General features: G+C 65.5%; 21 protein-coding genes and 1 other RNA gene. 5 read left to right on the top strand and 17 right to left on the bottom strand.

The features are described 5' to 3' along the window. Position 1: 1 nt before the first annotated feature. Positions 2-457, top strand: coding sequence for a fluoride efflux transporter FluC (locus ACFVTE_RS05480; RefSeq protein WP_387097936.1), 456 nt, complete (start codon positions 2-4; stop codon positions 455-457). Then, positions 454-819 (top strand): fluoride efflux transporter FluC, encoded by a 366-nt coding sequence (locus tag ACFVTE_RS05475; RefSeq protein WP_387097933.1) that lies wholly within the window; start codon positions 454-456, stop codon positions 817-819. Before ACFVTE_RS05480 ends, ACFVTE_RS05475 begins: the two co-directional genes overlap by 4 nt. On the opposite strand, the gene ACFVTE_RS05470 is transcribed toward ACFVTE_RS05475, so the two are convergent. Continuing rightward, positions 806-2,194, bottom strand: coding sequence for an MFS transporter (locus ACFVTE_RS05470; protein WP_387097930.1), 1,389 nt, complete (start codon positions 2,192-2,194; stop codon positions 806-808). The genes ACFVTE_RS05475 and ACFVTE_RS05470 overlap by 14 nt on opposite strands. Positions 2,195-2,216: 22 nt before the next feature. Between ACFVTE_RS05470 and ACFVTE_RS05465 the strand changes: the two genes are divergently transcribed. Together ACFVTE_RS05465 and ACFVTE_RS05460 are read left to right on the top strand one after the other, a co-directional pair. After that, entirely contained in the window at positions 2,217-2,579 is a 363-nt protein-coding gene (locus ACFVTE_RS05465) for a hypothetical protein (protein WP_387098338.1), read from the top strand. Between the two features lie 82 nt (positions 2,580-2,661). Beyond that, on the top strand, positions 2,662-2,796 hold the full coding sequence (locus ACFVTE_RS05460) for a hypothetical protein (RefSeq protein ID WP_258006495.1): 135 nt from the start codon (positions 2,662-2,664) through the stop codon (positions 2,794-2,796). A gap of 60 nt (positions 2,797-2,856) precedes the next feature. On the opposite strand, the gene ACFVTE_RS05455 is transcribed toward ACFVTE_RS05460, so the two are convergent. The 15 genes from ACFVTE_RS05455 to galE form a co-directional block, all read right to left on the bottom strand. Continuing rightward, positions 2,857-3,840, bottom strand: coding sequence for a S1C family serine protease (locus ACFVTE_RS05455; RefSeq protein WP_387097927.1), 984 nt, complete (start codon positions 3,838-3,840; stop codon positions 2,857-2,859). A gap of 172 nt (positions 3,841-4,012) precedes the next feature. Next, positions 4,013-4,381, bottom strand: a transfer-messenger RNA (tmRNA) gene (gene ssrA, locus ACFVTE_RS05450). A 123-nt stretch (positions 4,382-4,504) separates the two neighbouring features. Then, positions 4,505-4,975, bottom strand: coding sequence for an SsrA-binding protein SmpB (smpB, locus tag ACFVTE_RS05445; protein ID WP_387097924.1), 471 nt, complete (start codon positions 4,973-4,975; stop codon positions 4,505-4,507). 116 nt (positions 4,976-5,091) lie between these two features. After that, positions 5,092-6,459: a peptidoglycan DD-metalloendopeptidase family protein gene (locus ACFVTE_RS05440; protein ID WP_387098336.1), complete on the bottom strand. Its 1,368-nt coding sequence runs from the start codon at positions 6,457-6,459 to the stop codon at positions 5,092-5,094. A 45-nt stretch (positions 6,460-6,504) separates the two neighbouring features. Next, a complete protein-coding gene (gene ftsX / locus ACFVTE_RS05435; RefSeq protein ID WP_387097921.1) occupies positions 6,505-7,419 on the bottom strand; it encodes a permease-like cell division protein FtsX in 915 nt (304 codons plus the stop codon). Beyond that, entirely contained in the window at positions 7,416-8,195 is a 780-nt protein-coding gene (gene ftsE / locus ACFVTE_RS05430; protein ID WP_387097918.1) for a cell division ATP-binding protein FtsE, read from the bottom strand. The genes ftsX and ftsE overlap by 4 nt, the downstream gene beginning before the upstream one ends. A 170-nt stretch (positions 8,196-8,365) precedes the next feature. Then, a complete protein-coding gene (gene prfB, locus ACFVTE_RS05425; RefSeq protein ID WP_387097915.1) occupies positions 8,366-9,481 on the bottom strand; it encodes a peptide chain release factor 2 in 1,116 nt (371 codons plus the stop codon). Positions 9,482-9,561: 80 nt separating this feature from the next. Next, positions 9,562-9,975, bottom strand: coding sequence for a pilus assembly protein TadG-related protein (locus ACFVTE_RS05420; protein ID WP_387097912.1), 414 nt, complete (start codon positions 9,973-9,975; stop codon positions 9,562-9,564). A gap of 65 nt (positions 9,976-10,040) precedes the next feature. After that, complete coding sequence (locus tag ACFVTE_RS05415; protein ID WP_387097909.1) at positions 10,041-10,646, bottom strand: hypothetical protein; 606 nt, start codon at positions 10,644-10,646, stop codon at positions 10,041-10,043. After that, complete coding sequence (locus ACFVTE_RS05410; protein WP_387097906.1) at positions 10,627-11,022, bottom strand: TadE family protein; 396 nt, start codon at positions 11,020-11,022, stop codon at positions 10,627-10,629. Before ACFVTE_RS05410 ends, ACFVTE_RS05415 begins: the two co-directional genes overlap by 20 nt. A 3-nt stretch (positions 11,023-11,025) precedes the next feature. After that, on the bottom strand, positions 11,026-11,232 hold the full coding sequence (locus ACFVTE_RS05405) for a hypothetical protein (protein ID WP_387098334.1): 207 nt from the start codon (positions 11,230-11,232) through the stop codon (positions 11,026-11,028). A 112-nt stretch (positions 11,233-11,344) separates the two neighbouring features. Further along, entirely contained in the window at positions 11,345-12,286 is a 942-nt protein-coding gene (locus ACFVTE_RS05400) for a type II secretion system F family protein (RefSeq protein WP_387097903.1), read from the bottom strand. Then, positions 12,283-13,137, bottom strand: a complete 855-nt coding sequence (locus tag ACFVTE_RS05395) for a type II secretion system F family protein (protein ID WP_387097900.1) — start codon at positions 13,135-13,137, stop codon at positions 12,283-12,285. Before ACFVTE_RS05395 ends, ACFVTE_RS05400 begins: the two co-directional genes overlap by 4 nt. Further along, positions 13,137-14,360 carry a CpaF family protein gene (locus tag ACFVTE_RS05390; RefSeq protein WP_387097897.1) on the bottom strand — a complete coding sequence of 408 codons (1,224 nt, stop codon included), beginning with the start codon at positions 14,358-14,360 and terminating at the stop codon, positions 13,137-13,139. Before ACFVTE_RS05390 ends, ACFVTE_RS05395 begins: the two co-directional genes overlap by 1 nt. 337 nt (positions 14,361-14,697) lie before the next feature. Then, complete coding sequence (gene galE, locus ACFVTE_RS05385) at positions 14,698-15,717, bottom strand: UDP-glucose 4-epimerase GalE (RefSeq protein ID WP_387097895.1); 1,020 nt, start codon at positions 15,715-15,717, stop codon at positions 14,698-14,700. A 317-nt stretch (positions 15,718-16,034) separates the two neighbouring features. Here galE and ACFVTE_RS05380 point away from each other — a divergent pair, with 317 nt between their 5' ends. After that, positions 16,035-19,280: a GH25 family lysozyme gene (locus tag ACFVTE_RS05380; RefSeq protein ID WP_387097892.1), complete on the top strand. Its 3,246-nt coding sequence runs from the start codon at positions 16,035-16,037 to the stop codon at positions 19,278-19,280. 91 nt (positions 19,281-19,371) lie between these two features. Here ACFVTE_RS05380 and ACFVTE_RS05375 read toward each other — a convergent pair whose 3' ends face one another. Beyond that, positions 19,372-20,514, bottom strand: a complete 1,143-nt coding sequence (locus ACFVTE_RS05375) for a glycosyltransferase (protein ID WP_387097889.1) — start codon at positions 20,512-20,514, stop codon at positions 19,372-19,374. Positions 20,515-20,598 lie beyond the last annotated feature (84 nt).

Here is a 20,598-nt window from a genome sequence, read left to right as displayed (position 1 = left end):
GGTGCGCGCTCCCCTGGCCGGCCGCACCGGCACCGCTCACAAGACGGGCTCCGGCTACGGCTGGCGGGTCTGGGCCGCCGTGGCCGCCGGCGGGCTGCTGGGAACGGAACTCCGGTACGTGCTGGGACTGCTGTTCCCGGACCAGCCCGGAGACCTGCCGTGGGCCACACTGGGCATCAACGTCGCGGGCAGCTTCGTCCTGGCGGCCCTCACCACCGTCTGGATCACGCGGCCGCACACCGCGTTCTGGCTGCGTGCCGCCATCGGGCCGGGAGTGCTGGGCTCCTTCACCACCTTCTCCGCCGTTGTATTTTCCACGGACCAGCTGACCCGCGGCGGGCTCCCCGGCCCGGGACTTCTGTATCTGGGGCTCTCCGTCCTGCTGGGTCTGGCGGCGGCGGCCGCCGGCTGGCGGACCGGCAAGGTGCTGGGTGCTCCTGCCGGGGTGGGTCCGTGACGGCGCTCCTGGTGGGTCTTTTCGGCATCGCCGGAGCCCTCCTGAGGTTCGCAGTGGACGGCTGGCTTGCCGGCTTCCCCTCGCCCAGGCGGCACTGGCCCTGGGCTACCCTGCTGGTTAATGTGGCCGGATCGTTCGTGATCGGCCTGTCCGTGGGCGTCACTGCGGTGTTCGGCCCCGAATGGCACGCCGCCCTGGCCACCGGGTTCGCCGGCGGACTCACCACCTTCAGTTCCTGGACCACCGCCACGGTGCGGCTGGCCAGTGAACGGCGCTACCTGGCGGCCGCCGCCAACGTCGTCGCCAACCTGCTGCTGGGGCTGGGCGCGGCCGCGGCAGGAGTCGCGGTCAGCGGCGGCTAACCGGCACAGGGTTGCGGATTCCGACGGCGGAACTGGCCGCTCCCAGCAGCAGCAGGCCGGCCGTGGCCAAGAGCGCGCGGTGCAGGCCCGGCGTCGTCAGTTCCGGACCGACGATGAATCCCGCAAAGGCGATGCAGACCAGGCCCGCTATTCGTGAGACAGCGTTGTTCACCGCGGAACCCACGCCGGCCTGCTTCTCGGGGACCGAGCCCAGGATGGCCGCCGTCAGCGGTGCCACCGTCATGGACAGGCCGAGGCCGAAGACCAGCTGCCCGGGCAGGACCTGGGTCCAGTAGTTCAGGGGGCCGCCAACGGACAGCGTGAGCAGGAAGCCGGCCGCGCACAGCACCGGCCCGGCAGTCATGAACCACCGCGGCCCGTGCTTGCCGGCGAGGCCTCCGAAGAAGGACGCCAGCAGCATCAGGATCACCGTGGACGGCAACAGTGCCAGGCCGGCGGTGGTCGCCTTCATGCCGCCGACCTGCTGGATATAGATGCCCAGTGCAAAAAACCCGAGCGAAAATCCACCGTAGATCGCGGCGGTGGCGATGTTCCCCCAGCCGAAGTTCCGCACCGTGAACATGCCCAGGGGCAGGAGCGGCGCGGCTGTCCGCGATTCATGGATGAGGAAAAGCACCGTTGCCAGGATGCCGGCGGCCAGCGGCAGCCAGACCTGCGGGCTGCCCCAGCCTGCAGTCCCCTGTTCGATCAGCGCGTAGACCGGACCGCCCAGCGCGACGACGGCAAGGAGAGCCCCCGCGATGTCGATGCGGCCCGCAGCGCCAGCGTCGCCGTCGGACTTCCGCAGCCTGGCCAGCACGGGCCAGATGGCCGCCGCCGGCAGGACGTTGACGAAGAAGATGACCCGCCACGAGAGCAGGTCCACCGATACACCGCCGATCAAGGGGGCCACGATGGCGGCCGCGCTGGTCCACGCCGACCATTTGCCGATGGCCGCCCCTTGGCTGCCGCCGTCAAAGTGGCTGACAATCAGCGCCAGCGAGCTGGGCACCAGGAGCGCTCCGGCCACTCCCTGCAGCCCCCGGCTGACCACCAGTACTTCGGCCGTCCAGGCTGCCCCGCAGAGAACCGAGGTGAGGGCAAATCCCCCCAGCCCCCACTGCAGCACCCGCACCCGTCCGAAGTGGTCCGAAAGCGAGCCGGCCGCCAGGATGAGTGCGCCAAGCGTCAGAAGGTAGGCGTCCACCACCCATTGCTGGATGCGGAGGCCGCCGCCGAGTTCCCGGCCGATGGCGGGCAGCGCCAGGCTGACGACGAAGCTGTCCAGGATTGCCATGAAGGACGCCACGATCGCAACGGTCAATACCTGTCGCTGGAGTCGCGTGGGCGCAGTGGTCTGGCTGGCATCGCTCATGACTTACCGTATCGTGGACTGGATGATCAGCAGACGTGATGCGGCAATTGCCCTGGATGTACCACTGGAAATGGCCCAGCGCCACGGCATTCCGAAGCTTCTGACCGAAGCCGAGCTGGGCGAGCTGCTGGATAATCCCCCCGCCTGGCTCGTCCAGTCCCGCGCCAACCGGACAGGGAAAAGGCCGGTCTGGGTGCACCTCGTCTGCGCGGTCTGCGGTTACGAGGAGGCGGCACGGCCCAAGAAGTGGTGGCCCGAGTTCACGTACGTCGTGTGCGACCACCACCGCCCCTCGGAGGTTCCGCCGCCGGCACCCGGATCTGTAAGGAGCGAGTTCGACGGCGTGGGCACCAGGTTCGTGGGTATCGCCGACGTCGCGGGCTGACAGGGCAGTTACATCTGAACCGAAACAGGCGTAATTTACGTAGGGAGGGGCACCTCCTGCCCCTCGGACGAGGGAGCACGCCATGCCGGACAAGTCGCCACACCAGCAACAGCAGAAAAAAGCGGGCAAGACCATCAAGCAGAAACGCGCGGACAAGAAAGCCAAGGCACCGCACGAGGGAGCCGCGGATCCTGTGGCGCATCTGAAGAAACGCTGATTGTCTTGTAATACGCGATCGGGGTGGCCAGGGATTTCCCGGCCACCCCGTAGTTTGTGTCTATCCCCAGTCCGCCATCTCGCCGGGCACAGCCGCGATGTCGGCGACGTGTCCGTCGCGCAGGACGGCTATGTTCATCGGGACGCCGATGGCCTCGGCGAAGAGCAGTTTCTGCAGGCTCTCGGCATTGCTGACAGGGCGGGAGCCTGCCCGCAGCAGCACATCGCCGGTCCGGAGCCCGGCCTGCTCCGCCGGGGAACCGGACAGCACCTCCACCACGCGCAGCCCCTCCCGCTGGCCCGTGCGGACCACATCGCTGGCACCCAGGCGGATGGGTGTGCTGACCACGCCGAGGTAGGCGCGCCGCACCCGGCCGTCCGACAGGAGGGCGGAGATGATCCGGCGCGAGGTCCTGTTGATGGGCACGGCCAGGCCCAGTCCGGCACCGGCCACTGCGGTGTTGATGCCGACAATCCGGCTTCGTGAGTCGGCAAGTGCCCCGCCCGAACTGCCGGCGTTCAGGGCGGCATCGGTCTGGATGACGTCCTCAATGACCCGGCGGTTGCGTCCGGCCCAGACAGGAATGGCGCGGCCCAGCCCGCTGACCACACCTGCCGTCACCGAGCCCGAGAGTCCCAGCGGGTTCCCGACGGCGATCACCAGCTGCCCCACCTGCAGGGACTCGGCATCACCGAACTCCGCTGGCGCGACGTGCGGGGCACGCCCCCGGACCACAGCCAGATCGGACAACGGGTCCGCGCCGACCACCTCAAGATCGGTACCGGACCCGTCAGCGAAGACAGCGCGGCCCTTCTGGGTCCCGGCCACCACATGGGCATTGGTCAGAAGGTAGCCGTCCTCGGTGAACAGGACCGCGGATCCCGCGCCAACCCGGAACCTTCCGCTGCGCCGGTTGCCCGTCATCTCGATGGCGGCCACATGGGGCGTGACGGTTCTGGCCACCCTGATGACCGTCTCCGAATAGGAGTCAAGGGCCGCGCCGTCGTCGACGGGACCCGGTTCGTTTGCAGCCGCCGTGGACATGGCGCGCCTCCCTACCGCTGATTTCGAATCTCGGGATTCGTGATACCTCTCACAACCCCGCCGGCAGGGCGGGTAGTCCCGGGCGCGCTACGCCGTCGGTGAACAGCACGGAGCCGGCTTAAACAAGGAACGCCCGGACCGAAGTCCGGGCGTTCGTCGTCAAAATGACGGGATGTGGAGATGGGGGGAATTGAACCCCCGTCCGATGTCGTGTTGTCAGGGCTTCTCCGGGCGCAGTTTGCGTCGGATTTTCTCGGCCCCAGCCGTCCTGCAAACAGGCGGCTGATCCGGGCCCAGTCATCTAAAAGTCCCGTTTACTCCGATGACGGGAGCAAACAGCAGTGGCTATCTAAATGACGCCAGGATCCGGGGCGATAGCATCCCCGGGCTGACGGACTGAACTACTGCTTAGGCAGCGAGTTCGAAGTCAGTGCGCTTAGATTCGGCACTTATTGGTTTGCAGACAGCGTTTACGAGATAATTCTGCATCCTCGGCCCGCTTCACCTGTCGCGACTAACATCGTCGAAACCGATCATCCCCGTATTTTGTTACCAAACCGGCAAGGCCCAGGTTTCTGGACCAGATCCCTGCCGGACTACCAAGCATAACGCATCTGAGCGGCCAATCATTCCAGCCGCTGCGCCGCGCGTCGCCCTTTCGGTCCTAGCGCCGGTTGCGTTCCCGCATGACGCGCTGGGCCTCGCGCTTGTCCTGCTGCTCGCGAAGGGTCTGCCGCTTGTCGTAGTCCTTCTTACCGCGTGCGATGCCGATCTCCACCTTGGCGCGGCCCTCCACGAAGTACAGCTGCAGGGGCACAATGGTGAAGCCCGATTCGCGGATCTTGTGCGAGATCTTGATGAGCTCCTCGCGGTGCAGCAGGAGCTTCCGCCGCCGGCGCGCCGCATGGTTGGTCCAGCTACCCTGGTTGTACTCGGGGATGTGGATGCCTTCCATCCAGAGCTCGTCGTTGTAGAACGTGCAGAAGCCATCAACCATGGATGCGTGGCCCTCGCGGAGGGACTTCACTTCCGTCCCCATGAGTGCGATGCCCGCCTCGTAGGTGTCCAGGACGTGGTAGTCGTGCCGGGCCTTCCGGTTGGTGGCCACGACTTTACGGCCACTTTCTTTGGGCACGGTTCAACTCCTCAGTTCTCGGTACTGGCTGTTCCGGCGGCACCGGAACAAAGTCTTACTATTCTACGGCAGGTGCGCCGGCGGGCCTGCGTCGCCAGGCGGCCGGCACCCCTTTGTCAGAGCAGGCGCATCGGATCAACCGCTTCGCCGTTCAGCCAGGTCTCAAAGTGCGAGTGGCAGCCGGTGGAGTTGCCGGTGGTACCCGAGTAGGCGATGAGCTGGCCCTGGCTGACCTGCTGCCCCACCGAGACCACCACACTGGTGTTGTGGTAGTAGATCGTAGTCAGCGAGTTGCCCTGCACCACGCCGTGGGAGATCTTCACGTTGTTTCCGCCGCCGTCGTCCGCCCAGCCTGCCGAGAAGACCGTGCCGGCTGCGGCCGCGTACACCGGGGTGCCGCAGGCGGCACCGAAGTCAATGCCCGTGTGCATGTAGCCGCCGGTGCCGTAGAAGTCGATGGTGCCGGGCGGCGTCGCACGCCATCCAAAACCGGAGGTGATGGGAACGCTGTCGGGGAACGGGTGGCGGAGGCCAAAGGCCGACGGCGGCCCAGCCACGGGCGGCACGTACGGCGGGGGCTGCTCACCCTTGGCCTTCGCCGCCGCGGCGGCAGCGGCTGCGATCCGCCGCTGTTCGGCAAGCCACGCCTCACGCAGCTTGCGGTCACGCTCTTTGATTTCGGCGGCGACGGCGTCCTGGCGGGCTTTGACGCCAGCCAGCTTCTTCTGGATTCCGGGCCTGGCCGCCTCGAGTTCGTTGTTCAGGCGAGTGGTGTCAGCGATGAGCTTGTCCACCTTGGCCTTCTTTGCGGCGGCTTCGTCGCGTGCTGCCTTCTCTTTGACAAGCGCCGCGTCGGCCTTGGCCTTGAGGTCTTTGATCTCGGCTTCGACCGCCTGCAGCCGGGCCTCCGAGTTCACGTTCGTGGCGTTCTGCTGCGTGAGCTTGTCCATAGCGGAGTTCTGGCTGCGCAGCGCCTGGTCCGCCATGTCCATAGTGTCGGTGAGGCTGCCGGTGTTGTTGGAACCAAAGAAGAGGGTGAGATCTGAGGGAACGCCGCCGGACTTGTAGGCCTGGGTGGCGATCTGGCCAATCAGCTTCTTCGTGCTGGCGATCTTCTGCCTGTCCGCATCCAGCTGCTGGGTGATCTTGGCCTTGTTCTGCTGTGCGAGATCCACCCTGGCCGCGAGGGCTTCCACTTCCTTCACGGCACTCGCCACGCGGCCCTGGGCCTCGAGCAGTGCCTGCTGCGCGGCCGGAAGCTGTCCCCGGTAAATCACGAGGTCCCCGGCTGCCTTGGAAATTTTTGCATCGACGAATTCGAGCGACTGCTGGACCCTGGCGGCTTCGGCCTTCAGTGCAGCCTGCTGGTCCTCAAGGTCGCCTGCGTAGGCGGCAGGAGCGGACGCCCCCAGGCTCGCGGCCAGCACCAGCGCCACTGCGGCACTGAGAATCCTGCGCTGGCGCCCGCCCGCGCCGGTTCGCATGGGCCTGCCGGAACTCATCATGGGCATTCCTTCGGTGAGCATGGCCTACACCCTCAAGTATCGGCGGAGCGTGAGCAGAGATGAAGTGCCTGCCAGAACAACACCAAGCCCGACGAGGGCCGGGGCAAGGAGGAGGGTCTGCGCCGGCGAGATGAACGCTGTGTCCGGATACTGCTTGGACAGGTATTCGCCGAGGAAGAAGTGGGCCACGGCCCACAGCGTTCCGGACGCGAGGGCCGCCCCAATGACAGCGGCGATCACGCCCTCGAGGATGAAAGGCAGCTGGATCACTGTCTTGGACGCGCCCACGAGCCGCATGATGCCGGTTTCCCGACGCCGGCTGAACGCAGAGAGCCGGATGGTGGTTGCGATGAGCAGGATGGCGCACACCGTCATGACGCCGGCGATGATCACAGCGACGAGGGACGCCGCGTTCATGACGGAGAACAGCCGCTCCAGGACCTGCCGCTGGTCGATGACAGTTTCCACGCCCGGCTGGGAGGAAAAGGTCTCGCTGATGATCTGGTACTTCTCCGGATCCTTCATGTTGATCCGGAATGAAGCGGGAAGCTGGTCCGGCGTGACCGAATCGACGATGGGAGAGTTCGAGAACTGCTCCTTGAAGTGCTTGTAGGCGTCGTCCTTGGACTCGAACTGGAAGTCGTTGATGTACTGGGCCACCGCTGGCGACTTCAGCAGATTCCGCACGTTGTCCTGCTGCTCGGCCGTCACCGGTCCCGAAGCGCAGCCCGCCGCCGTCGACCCTTCACCGCACAGGAAGATGGCCACCTGGACCTTGTCGTACCAGTAACCCTTCATCTGGTTGATCTGCAGCTGGAGCATTCCGGCCGCGCCCACGAAGGTCAGGGACACGAACGTCACCAGGATGACGGAAACCACCATCGACAGGTTGCGCCGCAGGCCGCCGCCGATCTCGCCGAGGATGAACTGAAGCCTCACAGCCGGCCCTCCCCTGCCTGGTCGCCGGCGTCCGCAGCGTCATCGCGGCCGCTGGCGTCCTTGAGCCTTCGGGACTGGCCGACCACGGGCATCATCGATGTGTAGAGGGCCCGGGCTTCGTCGCGGATGACTTTGCCGTTCTTGAGCTCCACAACGCGCTTGCGCATCTCGTTGACGATGTCGTCGTCGTGCGTGGCCATGACCACGGTGGTGCCGTTCTGGTTGATCTTGTCCAGCACGCCCATGATGCCCATGGACGTGGTGGGGTCCAGGTTGCCGGTGGGCTCGTCAGCCAGCAGGATGCCGGGGCGGTTGACCACGGCGCGGGCGATGGCCACGCGCTGCTGCTCACCGCCGGAGAGCTCGTGGGGCATGCGCTTCTCTTTGCCCTCGAGGCCCACCGTCTTGAGCACCTCCGGCACGGTGTCGCGGATGACGCTGCGGCTCTTGCCGATGACCTGCATGGCGAAGGCGACGTTGGCGAAGACGTTTTTCTGCGGCAGCAGGCGGAAGTCCTGGAAGACCACGCCGATTCCGCGGCGCAGGCGGGGCACGCGCCAGCTGGAGATGTTGGCTACGTTCTGGCCGGCGACGTAGACAGTGCCGGACGTGGCGCGGTCTTCCTTGAGCACCAGGCGCAGGAACGTGGACTTGCCTGATCCTGACGCGCCGACGAGGAAGGCGAATTCACCACGGTCAATTTCAAGGCTGACAGAATCCAGGGCGGGCCTGGCTTTCTGGTCGTAGACCTTGGTGACATTTTCGAAACGGATCATGACCCTAAAACCCTGCAGGACACGGCTTTAAGGGCATGGTCTGCAACCGGTGCGGGGGCTTTCGCTAGGGGGAAGTAGAGCTCCGGCCTCTCGACTATACGCACGGGCTGCCATGCTCAGGCGGGAGTCAGAGGGGCGTGTCGCGGGATTGGGCCCGATGCCGCTGCCGGCTAGCGTTCGGCGTTGCGGTTGTCAGTGCGCCAGCGGATGCCGGCTTCGATGAAGTCGTCAATGGCGCCGTCCAGCACGGCGGTGGTGTTTCCCACCTCGTGCTCGGTCCGGAGGTCCTTGACCATCTGGTACGGGTTCAGGACGTAGGAGCGCATCTGGTCGCCCCAGGACGCCTTGACGTCGCCGGCCAGGGCCTTCTTCTCCGCGTCTTCCTGTTCCTTCTTGAGCAGCAGGAGCCTCGACTGGAGCACCCGCATCGCGGCGGCGCGGTTCTGCAGCTGCGACTTCTCGTTCTGCATGGACACCACTGTGCCGGTGGGGATGTGCGTCAGGCGGACGGCGGAGTCGGTGGTGTTGACCGACTGGCCGCCGGGGCCGGACGAGCGGAAGACGTCCACACGGATTTCGTTGTCCGGGATGTCAATGGAGTCGGTCTGCTCGATGAGCGGAATGACTTCCACGGCGGCGAAGGACGTCTGCCGGCGCCCCTGGTTGTCGAACGGGCTGATCCTGACCAGCCGGTGTGTTCCGGCTTCCACGCTGAGCGTGCCGAAAGCGTACGGCGCATTGACCTCGAAGGTGGCGGACTTGAGGCCCGCCTCCTCCGCGTAGGAGGTGTCCATGACGGTGGTGGGGTAACCATGGCGCTCCGCCCACCGCAGGTACATGCGCAGCAGCATCTCGGCGAAGTCCGCGGCATCGACGCCGCCGGCGCCGGAGCGGATGGTGACCACGGCCTCGCGCTCGTCGTACTCGCCGGAGAGCAGGGTGACGACCTCAAGGTCCTTCAGCGACTTGCGGATGGACTCCAGCTCGGTCTCCGCCTCCCCCATGGAGTCGGCGTCGTCCTCGTCCTGGCCCAGTTCCACCAGCACCTCAAGGTCATCGATGCGGGCAGCCAGGGTGTTCAGGCGCTCCAGCTCGGACTGGCGGTGCGACAGCCGCGAAGTGATGACCTGCGCAGCCGCAGGGTCATCCCAGAGGTTCGGCTCGCCGGCACGCTCGCTCAGTTCTGCGATCTCTTCCTTGAGCGCCTCGACATCGGTGACCTTTTCGATGGAGGTATAGGTGCCGCGCAGTGCGCGGATTTCTGCAGCAAAATCAATTTGAGCCATGGTTGTTTAAGCGTACGCTATCCGCCCTGAACGGCCGGACTGTGGCTGGGCGCCGGGTGTCGGCGGGACCGGCGTCCGGCTTAACGGGTCAGCCGCGAGCGTGCGGTGGACGAGGCTGCGATGGTGATGCCGTTCGGGATGAGGAAGTTGACCACCGGCGGGTGCACGGTGGCACTGAGAACGACGACAGCGGTGGAGCCGTCGGGAGTCCCCGTCCCGCCCGCGACAGCCAGCCCGTCGACCCGGCCAAAGGCGCCGTTGCGGCTGAGATAGTCGGCGGCGACGTTCCGGACCCTGTCACCGTTCAGCAGCGCCGATGGAGTGCCGCCGGCCGTTTCGACCTGGCCGAGGGTGTAGGAGTCGGCGGCGGCCACGGAGGCGCCGTCCGCGAGCGACAGGAGTTTCTTGTGCTCGATGTACACGCTGGACGCGGCCATGACCACGGTACTGACCAGGAGGGCCAGCATGACGAATCCGATGATGAGGACCGTCATTTGCCCGTCCTCATCACGGCCCGTCCGCTCGGATCCGGCGGGGGTGCGGCCTGCAGGAGGTGGGGTCAACGGAACCTGCCCACAACCTGGGTGGCCGAAGCGCTCAGCTGGCTGGCGTTGAGCCGAAGCGCTTCCCCGAAGGGCACGAAAGGCAGAGGCACGGTGAGCCGTACGGTGACGGTGACCGCGGAGCCCGCCGCCATGCAGTCGCCGGAGTCACAGCTGATTTCGACGCTGGCGTTCCCCGTGGGATGGCCATAATCGGCCAGGGCAACCATGGTGGCCTGCTCTGCTGCCGCCCGGCCCGACGATGCATCGGCCTGGGTTACGAAGACCTTGGCCGCCTGGTCCGCGGCTCCCACCACCGCGAAGGAGCCACCCTGGATCTGGCCAACCGTGATGATGAAGTAGACCACGGGGACCATGAGGAGCAGCCCAAGGAACGTGAACTCCACGACCGCACTCCCCCGCTGCCCGTCGCCGCTCCCTGTCTCAGGGGGGCAGGCTGTCTCAGGGACGCAGGCGCCGTGCGTGCCGCGGGCACCGAGGGGGCCGCGGGCACCGAGGGGGCCGCGGCTCCCCTCGCTGTCGAGGCACAGCGCCTCGCAGAGCCTGCCCGCAACGCTGCTGGTGAGGCACCGCGGATTGCGGTCAGCCGGTGATCGCGGCATGTCCGGTGACCTCCAGCCCTTCGCGCGGACCGATCAGACCGATGACCGGCAAGGGCGCCCTGACCGTCACTTCCAGCGTCCGCAGCCCTTGGAACGTGACTTCGCGCGTTTCGATGTCGCGGGCAAAGTCGGCGCTGAGCGCCGTGCCGATGAGTTCGCCGGTGCGGCGCCGGGCGTCGTCGGCACTGCGGTCAGCCAGGGTCCCGTACCGGGCGCCGGACGCCGCGGCGTCGATGAGTGTGTTCCTGACGTGCAGGATGAGGGCGAGCTGAATGATGGACACAAAAAAGATGGTCAGCAAAGCGCCCACGAGCACGAAGTCGACCACAGCAGCACCGCGCTCGCGCCCGGAGGTGTCCGCGCCGGTCCCGTCCACGGGCTACTTTCCGACCGTGTCCATAGCTTGGTTGAACATGGCTTCGAGGGCAGGACCGGCCAGGGCCAGCAGCGCGGCAACAAGCACCGCCGACATGAGGGTGATCATGACCCATCCGGGCACATCTCCGCGCTCAGGATCGTCCTCGAATGCCGCAGTCTTCCGGGGGCGCGGGACCGCAGCCAAGTAGTGGCCGATCAGCGCCGCCATTGCGGCGACAAGTGCAAGTCCGTGCCTGGCCATGAATGTCATGTGCTTCCCTTTTCTCCGAGTTGTTTATTTTGTTTGTTGGGGCCCTGCCGGCGGTGCCGGAACAGCGGCGTCAAAAATTGAGGCTAAGTGCCGCTATTCCGGGGAACACGGCGAACACCACTGTCAGGGGCAGCACGCCGAAGACAAGCGGCACCATCATTGCGATTTCCTTCTTGCCGGCGGACTCCATCAGCTCGCGCTTGGCCGTATCGCGGACGTCCTGGGCCTGGGCCCTCAGGACTTCGGCCAGCGGCGTTCCACGCTCCACCGCCACGATGATGCCATCGACAAAGCGGATGAGCGGTCCCAGATCCGTGCGGGCGGAAAACTCCTGCAGCGCCTCCACCAGGGGCTTTCCCGCCCGGGTTTCTGCCAGGACCCGGCTGAATTCCTTGGAGAGCTCGCCCCGGGCCGTCCTGCACACGCGGTCGAGGGCGCCGGTGGCGCTTTCTCCTGCGCCCACCGCGAGCGCAATCATTTCGGCCAGGCTCGGGAATTCGGCCAGCATCCGGTCCTCCCGCCGCCTGATCTGCACGCCCAGCCAGTAGTCACGGAAGAGGAAGCCTCCGATACCGCTGCCGACTGAGACCGCCACGGCCAGGACGGGACTGAACCTCCCGGTCAGGGCTGCGAGCACGATAACGCTGACGGCAGCGATGAACGCGCAGAGAGCCCAAAAGAGCTGCTGGGCCCGGAAGTCCAGAGGAGACTTATCGATGCGCGCCTGGGCGAGCCTGCGGCTGAGTGCTGTGGAGCCGAGGTTGAACCGGGCCAGGTTGGCAGTGGCCTCCCTGATCAGCGGACGGACTATGCGTTCGAGGGGACCAAACGGAGTGAGCACGCGTTCCTCCGCCCGCAGGAGCCTCGATTCGAGGTTTTGGGACCTCAGCTGCGGTTCGATGCGTTCCACGAAACTGACGGACCGCATGAACGGGAGCCTGACCAGGAGGAGCCAGAGACCGGCGCCGAGGAGTGTGCCGCAAACGATGGCGGCTGCTGGCACGGTGGTCACCGCAACACCCTCTCTTCCTCCGGGAGGGCTCCGATCTTCAGCATGACCGAGTAGCACACCAGCGACACCACCAGGCCTCCCAACAGCACGGCCGCCCCCATGGGGGTGTCATATGCAGCCACGGCCTCCGGACGGCTCACCAGCAGCAGCATGACAATCCACGGGGCCGCGACGGCGAGCCGCGCAGCGTTGACCGTCCACGACTGCCGCGCCTCAAGCTCGCTCCGGGTCCGGGCGCTTTCGCGCAGGAACTCGGCGAGCGTTCCGAGCAACTTGCCGAGATCGGAGCCGCCCACCTCCCGGGTAAGCCTGAGTGCCTCGATGATACGGTCGGCCACGGGGTCCGCCAGCCGTTCCTTGAGCCTGTTGAGGGCGGCGTCGAACTGGCCGCCTGAGCGGTAATCCGAGCCAAAGTCGCGGAACACGTGCCGCAGCTCCTCGGGACCCTTGTCACCCAGCTGGATCAGTGCCTCGGGCAGCGACAGCCCGGCGCGGATGGCCGATCGCAGGTGATCGACGACGTCAGGCCACACCCGGCGCAGGACGGCGGCGCGTCGCTTGGCCCGCCATTTCACCACTGCCACGGGAAGCCAGCCACCGAACAGGCCGAAGCAAATCGAAATGGGCCAGGACCTGCTCACGGCGAAGAAGGCCAATGTCGCAAAAGCACCAAGGCCCAGGCAGCTGCCGATGAGCCCGGCGGCGGTGACCTTTTCAATCCCGGCAGACAGCAGCAGGTCATGGAGACGGCTTGTCCGCGGTCCCCGCTTGGGGCGTGCGGGCTGGTCCCAGGCAGACCACCAGATGAGGAACAGCCCGGCACCCGTCAGAACCCCCAGCAGCGCGGCCATCAGCGCGGGTCCAAAAGCGCCGCGACCTCATAGCCGGCCCTCGAGAACTTTTCCTCCGCCGGCATGGTGTTGGCCGTCGGTTCCAGGAGGCCGCCGATCATCGAAAAGATCATGGAGGACTCGATGATTCCGTTCTCGACCCGTCTGCCCAGGGAGAGAATTTCCGTCACCTGCCTTCGCCCGTTCGCGAGGCGGCTGCAGTGCACCACCAAGTCGATGCACGACGCCACGGTGGGAACCACGAAGGCACTAGAGATGTTGTCACCGGCGAGCAGCGGGAGCGTACACATCTTGGTCACGGCGTCGTGCGCTGAATTCGCGTGGACGGTGCACATTCCGGGCAGCCCGCTATTAAGGGCGATCAGCATGTCGAGGCTCTCGGCTTCCCGGACCTCGCCCACCACCAGGCGGTCAGGCCGCATCCGGAGAGCCTCCTTAACCAGCCGGCGGAGCGGGATCTCTCCCTCGCCTTCCAGGTTGGGCTGCCGGCACTGCAGGCCGACAACGTCGCGCAGCGGAAACTGCAGTTCGAAGATCTCCTCAACCGTAACGACGCGCTCCCGGCTGCCTATGCTGGCTGCCAGGCAATTCAGCAGCGTGGTCTTTCCCGCCTGCGTGGCACCTGAGACCAGGATGTTGAGCCCGCTTGCGACGGCGGCACCCAGGAAGCGCCCGGACTGCGGTGTCAGGGTGCCCAGTTCCACGAGGTGGTCCAGCCGGGTCGCCTTCACAACGAACTTGCGGATATTGACGGCCCAGTGCCGCCGGGTGACATCCGGGATGACCACGTGCAGGCGGGACCCGTCGGGCAGGGCCGCATCCACGAAGGGAGATGAGATGTCCAGCCGCCGGCCGGAGCTCTTCAGCATACGCTCAACCAGGTCCCGGACCTGTTGGTCCGTCAGGCTCAGCGAGGTAAGTTCGGATTCGCCGTTCCGGGCAACGTAGATTTCCGTCGGTGCATTGATCCAGATCTCCTCGATCCCCGGATCATCCAGCAAAGGTTGGAGGGCACCGAACCCGGCCACGGCATCAAAGACATGCCGCCGTGCTGACTCCAGTGGCCCGAGCGGCGGAAGCGGACCCATGAGGGCGCGCTCGTCATAGTCGGTGACGGCCGCCTCCACGAGCCGCCTGACCTCGGCAGTCTGGTGCAACGGATCGAGTCCCCGCCGACGGATCAGCTCCCGGACTTCATCCTCGACAATGCGTACTGCATCCATGAATTCCCCCGAACGACTGCCGCCCCCAGCGGAAGCAGTACATCTGGGTTAAAGCTAAGGGATGGGCTGCGATGAATACAGAGAAAAAAGCGCAATTGTGGATAACTGAGTGCCTTTCGGACATCTCGCGCGATTCACGTTATTCGCAGCCGCAGGCCGTTTCGCTGAGGTTGGCCCACGCCGGAACAGCGCTCTGACGTGCGGAGTGCCGTGCCAGTGCCACTGCACAAGCGGATCCCCGGAACACAAAACCCCGGCGTGTCCCCTCAATGAGGCGACGCCGGGGCTACTGTGTTTGCCATACGCGCACTGCCGGGGCAGTCCCGCAGGAAAGAGTTCAGTCGTTGCCGGCGTAGCCGTAGGGGTTTGCGCTCTGCCAGCGCCAGTGGTCAGCGCACATCTGCGCCAGGTCACGGTGGGCGGACCAGCCCAGGTCCGCCAGGGCCGCCGAGGCATCGGCGTAGCTCACGGCCGCATCCCCCGGCCTCCGGGGTGCAAACTCATAAGGCACAGGATGCCCTGCAGCCGCACCGAAGGCGTCGATGACCTCCAGAACGGACGAACCACGGCCGGTCCCCAGGTTCCAGCGGAAGGAGCCCGTCTTCGTCTGCAGGTAGTTCAGCGCAGCCAGATGGCCGGCTGCAAGGTCCATGACGTGGATGTAGTCGCGGACCCCTGTGCCGTCAGGCGTGGGGTAGTCGTTGCCGAACACCATGACCTTCTCACGGCGGCCCACCGCGACCTGGGCAACGAAGGGCAGGAGGTTGTTGGGTATGCCGTGGGGGTCCTCTCCGATGCGGCCTGATTCGTGCGCGCCGACGGGGTTGAAGTAGCGCAGCAGCGCGATGCTCCACCGCGGGTCGGCCTCACTCAAGTCGGACAGGATGTCCTCGATCTGCTCTTTCGTCCGGCCATAGGGGTTCGTTGCATCCAGCGGGGACTTCTCGATCAGGGGAACATGCTCCGAGGCTCCGTAGACGGTGGCCGACGAGCTGAAGACCAGCCGCCGGACACCAGCCTTCTCCATGCTCTCAAGGAGGTTGAGCGTGCCCCCGACATTGTTCTTGTAGTACCAGAGAGGCTTCGCCACGGACTCGCCGACGGCCTTCAGGCCCGCGAAGTGGATAACGGCGTCGAATCCGCCCTCCGCGAAGACTTCGTCGACAGCCTCAGCGTCGAGCAGGTCGGCCTCGCGGAACTCCACCTTCTTGCCGGCGAGCTCTTCAACACGGCGGACTGCCTCGATGTTCGAGTTCATGAGGTTGTCCAGCACGACGACGTCGTGTCCGTCCTCGAGCAGGCAAAGGGCCGTGTGTGATCCGATGTAGCCGGCGCCGCCGGTAACCAAAACCTTCATGGGCCTTATTTTATGCGGGGTTCCGGCGGCGCCGTTAACTAAGACGCACGTCCCGGTCCGCGCCTGACGCACAGGACGCAGCAGCATCCCCTTTGGTTGCAGGGATCACAGAAGCATCATTAGTAACATCAGCACCTTCAGTGTTAGGATGGGCCGCCTACATCGCCGCCGGCGTGATGGGACTCAAGACGGCGAAGACGTCAGCCACAAGCCGGCTCTCTGCCCGGAATTTGAAGGCTACGGAGTATCACATGAATTGTTCCCCGAATAGCAAAATCTCCGCGGCTCTCGCCTTGAAGGCAAGGCGCGTTGCCCTCTTGAGCGGCACAGCCCTCCTCTCCACGTTGCTCTGCCTTGGCAGCGGGCTTCCCGTGCAGGCGGCCCCCGCCTCACCGACGCCTCCGCCCTCTCCCGAGGTGCCGGCTTCGACCGCGCCGGCCTCACCCTCAACTGCCGCCACGGAGCCCGAACCGCGCCAGATCGACATGGCTTCCCTGCGCGCCGAGATCGGAAAAGACGGCGCCTACCTCGGGCAGGGGGTCAAGCGCCGGGCCGCGACGTTCGCAAAGCAGTCCACCGCATCGTCCGTGAACGCGATCTCCACCGAGGCAGCAAACACCTGGATGGCACCTGGCGTGCAGGGCCTGGACGTCAGCAGCCATCAGGCCACCGTCAACTGGGCGGCGCAATACAGCATGGGTGCGCGCTTTGCATACGTCAAGGCTACGGAAGGGACGACGTACACGAACGAGTCCTTCGGTTCCCAGTACGGCGGAGCACTGGCGTCCGGAATGATCCGCGGCGCCTACCATTTCGCCCTGCCTGGTGTTTCAACGGCATCGGCACAGGCCGACTTCTTCGTCAATAACGGCGGTGGCTGGAGCGGTGATGGCAAGACCATGCCCCCGCTTCTCGATATCGAGTACAACCCCTACCCTTCGCTGGGAAACACCTGCTACAACATGAGCCAGGGCGCGATGGTCAACTGGATCGCCGCCTTCTCCAACAGGGTCCTTGCCCGGACCGGGCGGCTTCCCATGATCTACACGACCACCGACTGGTGGACCCAGTGCACCGGCAATTCTGGCGCCTTCAGCAACCAACCTCTCCATCTGGCTTCCTACTCGCGGTACGTGGGATCGATGCCCAATGGCTGGGGCACCTACAGCGTTTGGCAGTACAGTTCCACCGGGCCTTTCGCAGGCGACTCCAACGCCTGGAACGGGGATCTTGCCAGCCTCCGGAAGTTCGCTTCCACGGCAGATGGCACCGTCCCAACACCGTCCATCACCTCTCTGGGCGACGTGGTGGCGGCGGACTCCGCCGGTGTCCTGTGGGACTATCCGGCAACGGGAAGCGGGACATTTCGCGCCCGGAGGCAGATCGGCGTTGAATGGACCGGGCTGCGGTCCATCAACGCCATCGACTGGAACGCCGACGGTGTCCTGGACCTGGTGGCACAATGGAAAACGGGGCGGGTCAACGTTTATCTGGGGATCGCCAGCGGCGGGTTTGCGACGGGACCGGTCCTCGCTGCCTCCGGCTGGGGCAACTACCAGCTGACCATAGGCTATTGGTTCAACAGCAGCTATTATCCCCGGATCATCAGCCGAGACGATTCCGGTGTCCTGCGGCTGTGGAACAACACGTCCGGCGCTGGTGTCAGCGGAGGAACGGCAGTCAGCCAAGGCTGGGGCGGCATTAACCTGACCATGATCGATTTCGACGGCGACGGCAGCCAGGACATCCTGGCCCAGAACCCTGCCGGGGCGATGCTGCTGTACCGGACGAACGGCGCCGGCTCATTCATTTCCGAACCCCGCAAGACCATTGGCAGCGGCTGGAACGGCATGACGAGCGTCACTGTTACAACGAATTTCAAGGGGACCGGAACCAACGGCCTGATGGCCCGCAACACCGCCGGACAGCTTTACTACTACCCGGTGCCCGGCACCTCGACATGGGGCCCGGTCACGTCCATAGGTACTGGCTGGGCCGGCTACCTTATTGCCGGCGGCGAAGCGATCAACGCCGCTCCGGCCCCGGCTCCCCCCGCAGTAGCTACGCCTTCGATCACCTCGGCCTCCGACGTCGTCACCGTTGATGCCGCAGGCAACCTCTACCGGCGAAGCTCGGGAGCCGGAACGCTGGGAACCGCCAGCAAACTCGGCGCCGGTTTTACCGGGCTGACGTCCGTTCACGTCGTTGACTGGAACGGTGACGACATACAGGACCTGGCAACGTTGAACACAGCCGGGCAGCTGGGCGTACAGCTTGGACTGGCGGCCGGAGGATTTGCCGCAAGGACTGTCCTGGCGTCCGGACTTGGCGGAGCAGATCTCACGTTCGGGCCATGGCTCAAGGCCTCAAAGTATCCGGGCCTTGTCATCCGCACCGCCGACGGCACGCTCCAGTTCCGCGCGAACCCCTCGGGAGGCGCCCTCGCAGCTGCAACCACCCTGGGCTCAGGTTTCGCGCGAACGGACGTCTCCATGACAGACGCGGACGGTGATGGCAACCAGGACGTTGTGGCAATCGATTACCTGGGCCGGATGACGCTGTACCGTTCCGGCGGGACGGGCACATTCATCGCCGAAGCCCGCCAGCTCCTGGCGACGGGATGGAACACGAAAAACAGCATCAGCCCTATCAAGGGCTTTGCCTCCGCCGGTTCCAATGGCCTGCTTGCCCGTGACAGGACGGGTGAACTGGGCTACTACCCGCTGGCTGCGGGTACCCTGGGCGCCAAGTCAGTGCTGCCGTCCGGCTGGAACGGGCTCCTCATCGCGGGAAGCGGGCTCCTCACCCCCGAACTGGCGATCACCAGTCGCGCAGATGTACTGACAGTCGACGGCGCGGGCGGACTCTGGAACCGTCCGGCCCGCAATTCATCCTTCGGGAACGCTTACCAGGTTGGCGTTGGCTGGTCCGGCATGAAGTCGCTGAATGTCGTGGACTGGAACGGTGATGGAGTGACCGATGTCCTCGCGCAAAGGTCCAGCGGCGCACTGAGCCTTTTCCCGGGTTCAGCATCCGGTGGCTTCGGTGCCGCCGTCACGGTCGCACCGTCTGGCTTTGGCCAGACTACCTTGGTGGCCGGCAAATGGGTTTCCGGGTCCCGGTACCCGGGATTGGTCGGGTACGGCGCTGACGGGGCGCTGAATTACTGGGCGAACCCGGCGGGAGGAACCGTTGCCGCCCCTGTCCGTATCGGGGCCGGCTGGTCCGGCCTCAAGCTGGCCATGATCGACTTTGATTCGGACGGAAAGCAGGACCTGCTCGCCGTCAACTCCACCGGCGCCATGAAGCTCTACCGCTCAACAGGCGCCGCCAGGTTCATTACGGAGACCAGGCCGACTGTCGGAACGGGTTGGCAGGCGTTCCGACAGTTCTCGGCGGCCCAGGGATTTGCTGGTTCGGCCAGCAAGGGCATGATGGCGCTACAGTCCACCGGGCAGTTGCGCTACTACCCCGTGGCGGCCGGAAGCCGGTGGGGCGCCGCCTTCAATGCCGGATCTTTGGGGACCGCACCGACCGTCTCATACTCGTCGGCTGCAGGTTAGAATCCTCTGCGCCAAAGGACGGCGGCCTCTTCGGTGATCATCGGGGAGGCCGCCTTCCTTTGTTTTTCTCCTCGGCTGAGCCGCTCCCCGGTCAGGCTCTTGCGGTCTGGCTCGTCACGATGTCCTCCACGGCCTGCTGCCATGCCAAGACCTGGGTCTCGGCGGAGAGTGGACGGGCTGCTGCGTCCGCAGCCCGCTTCCACTGCGAAATCTTCTCGGGCGTCAGCCCGTGCAGGGCGGCCCGCAGCGATTCCGCCGAGAAATCAGTGGTCACCGCCCCCAAGCCATATTGCTCCACGAGGGACACCATCGCCGGCGACGGGCCCACGATGAGGCCGATGCGGGCTTGGACGGCTTCGAAGAACTTGTTCGGCAAGGCATTTTTGAGGTTGAAGTTCGTGGGCGGAAGGAAGACCAGGGAAACGTCGTACTCGCTAAGGGTGGAAACGAGCTGGCTGTAGGGCACCGGCTCACGGAACCGAATGGCGGGCACCGAGGCAGCCTTGTCCTTCAGCTCAGCCACATAGTCCGGTTCGTTGGGCATCACGATCATGTCCAGCGTCAGCCAATCCGGGGCGTCACGCATCGCGTCAATGAAGTTTTCGAGCTTGCGGTAGCGCTGGCCCGCAGCGCTATGGATGAGGCGGACCGGACTTCCCACGGCACGGACGTCGCGTTCGGAGTAGGGGGCCGCATTGGTTACCACGCCCGCCGCTACACCATAGTCCTTGGTGTACTCGTCCGCAATTCCCTGGGATACGGTGGTGACCGATTCGGCCAAGGGAAGGTATCGCCGGCATAGCCAGCGCATGAACGGTGCCACGAACAGCCGCCACTTGAGGTCATCCTCTTTTTCACGGGGGGCGAATTCATGCAGGTCGGCGTGTACGCCCAGCCGTGGCTGGAGCTCCAGTGCCAGCGGAAGCGTGTTCAGGTCGTTGGCGAGAATAACGTCAAATTCGCCGCGCGGAAGGATGCCCCGCGCAGCCGAGACCGCAGTCAGCCCGTTGTAGACGCGCGGGTAGCGGCGCGTGACCAGGCCCAGCTTGTCAGAAGGCCACCCGCGGGAATCGGCGGGCAGCGCGAAATGGTTGTCCACGCCGTCCGGGGCATCGCCGTAGCCGCACGTTGACACGCGGTACTTGCCCTTGAACAACTCAACCTGCTTGAGGACCCTGGGATCCGATCGAATGGGTGAAAAGGTCAGGATCAACAGCGAGGGCAGCTCAGTCATATGAGCCATTATCCCAGACACCTGTGGTGGAAAGTGGCCTGAGGGACATGCCCGTGCCACGGGCGGCACGGCAAGGAGCCCCCG

Origin of the sequence: Arthrobacter sp. NPDC058097 (assembly GCF_042884885.1) — a bacterium.
Classification (GTDB): Bacteria; Actinomycetota; Actinomycetes; order Actinomycetales; family Micrococcaceae; genus Arthrobacter.
The sequence above is the reverse complement of the archived record's forward strand: the minus strand, read 5'-3'. Positions and strand labels throughout refer to the sequence as shown.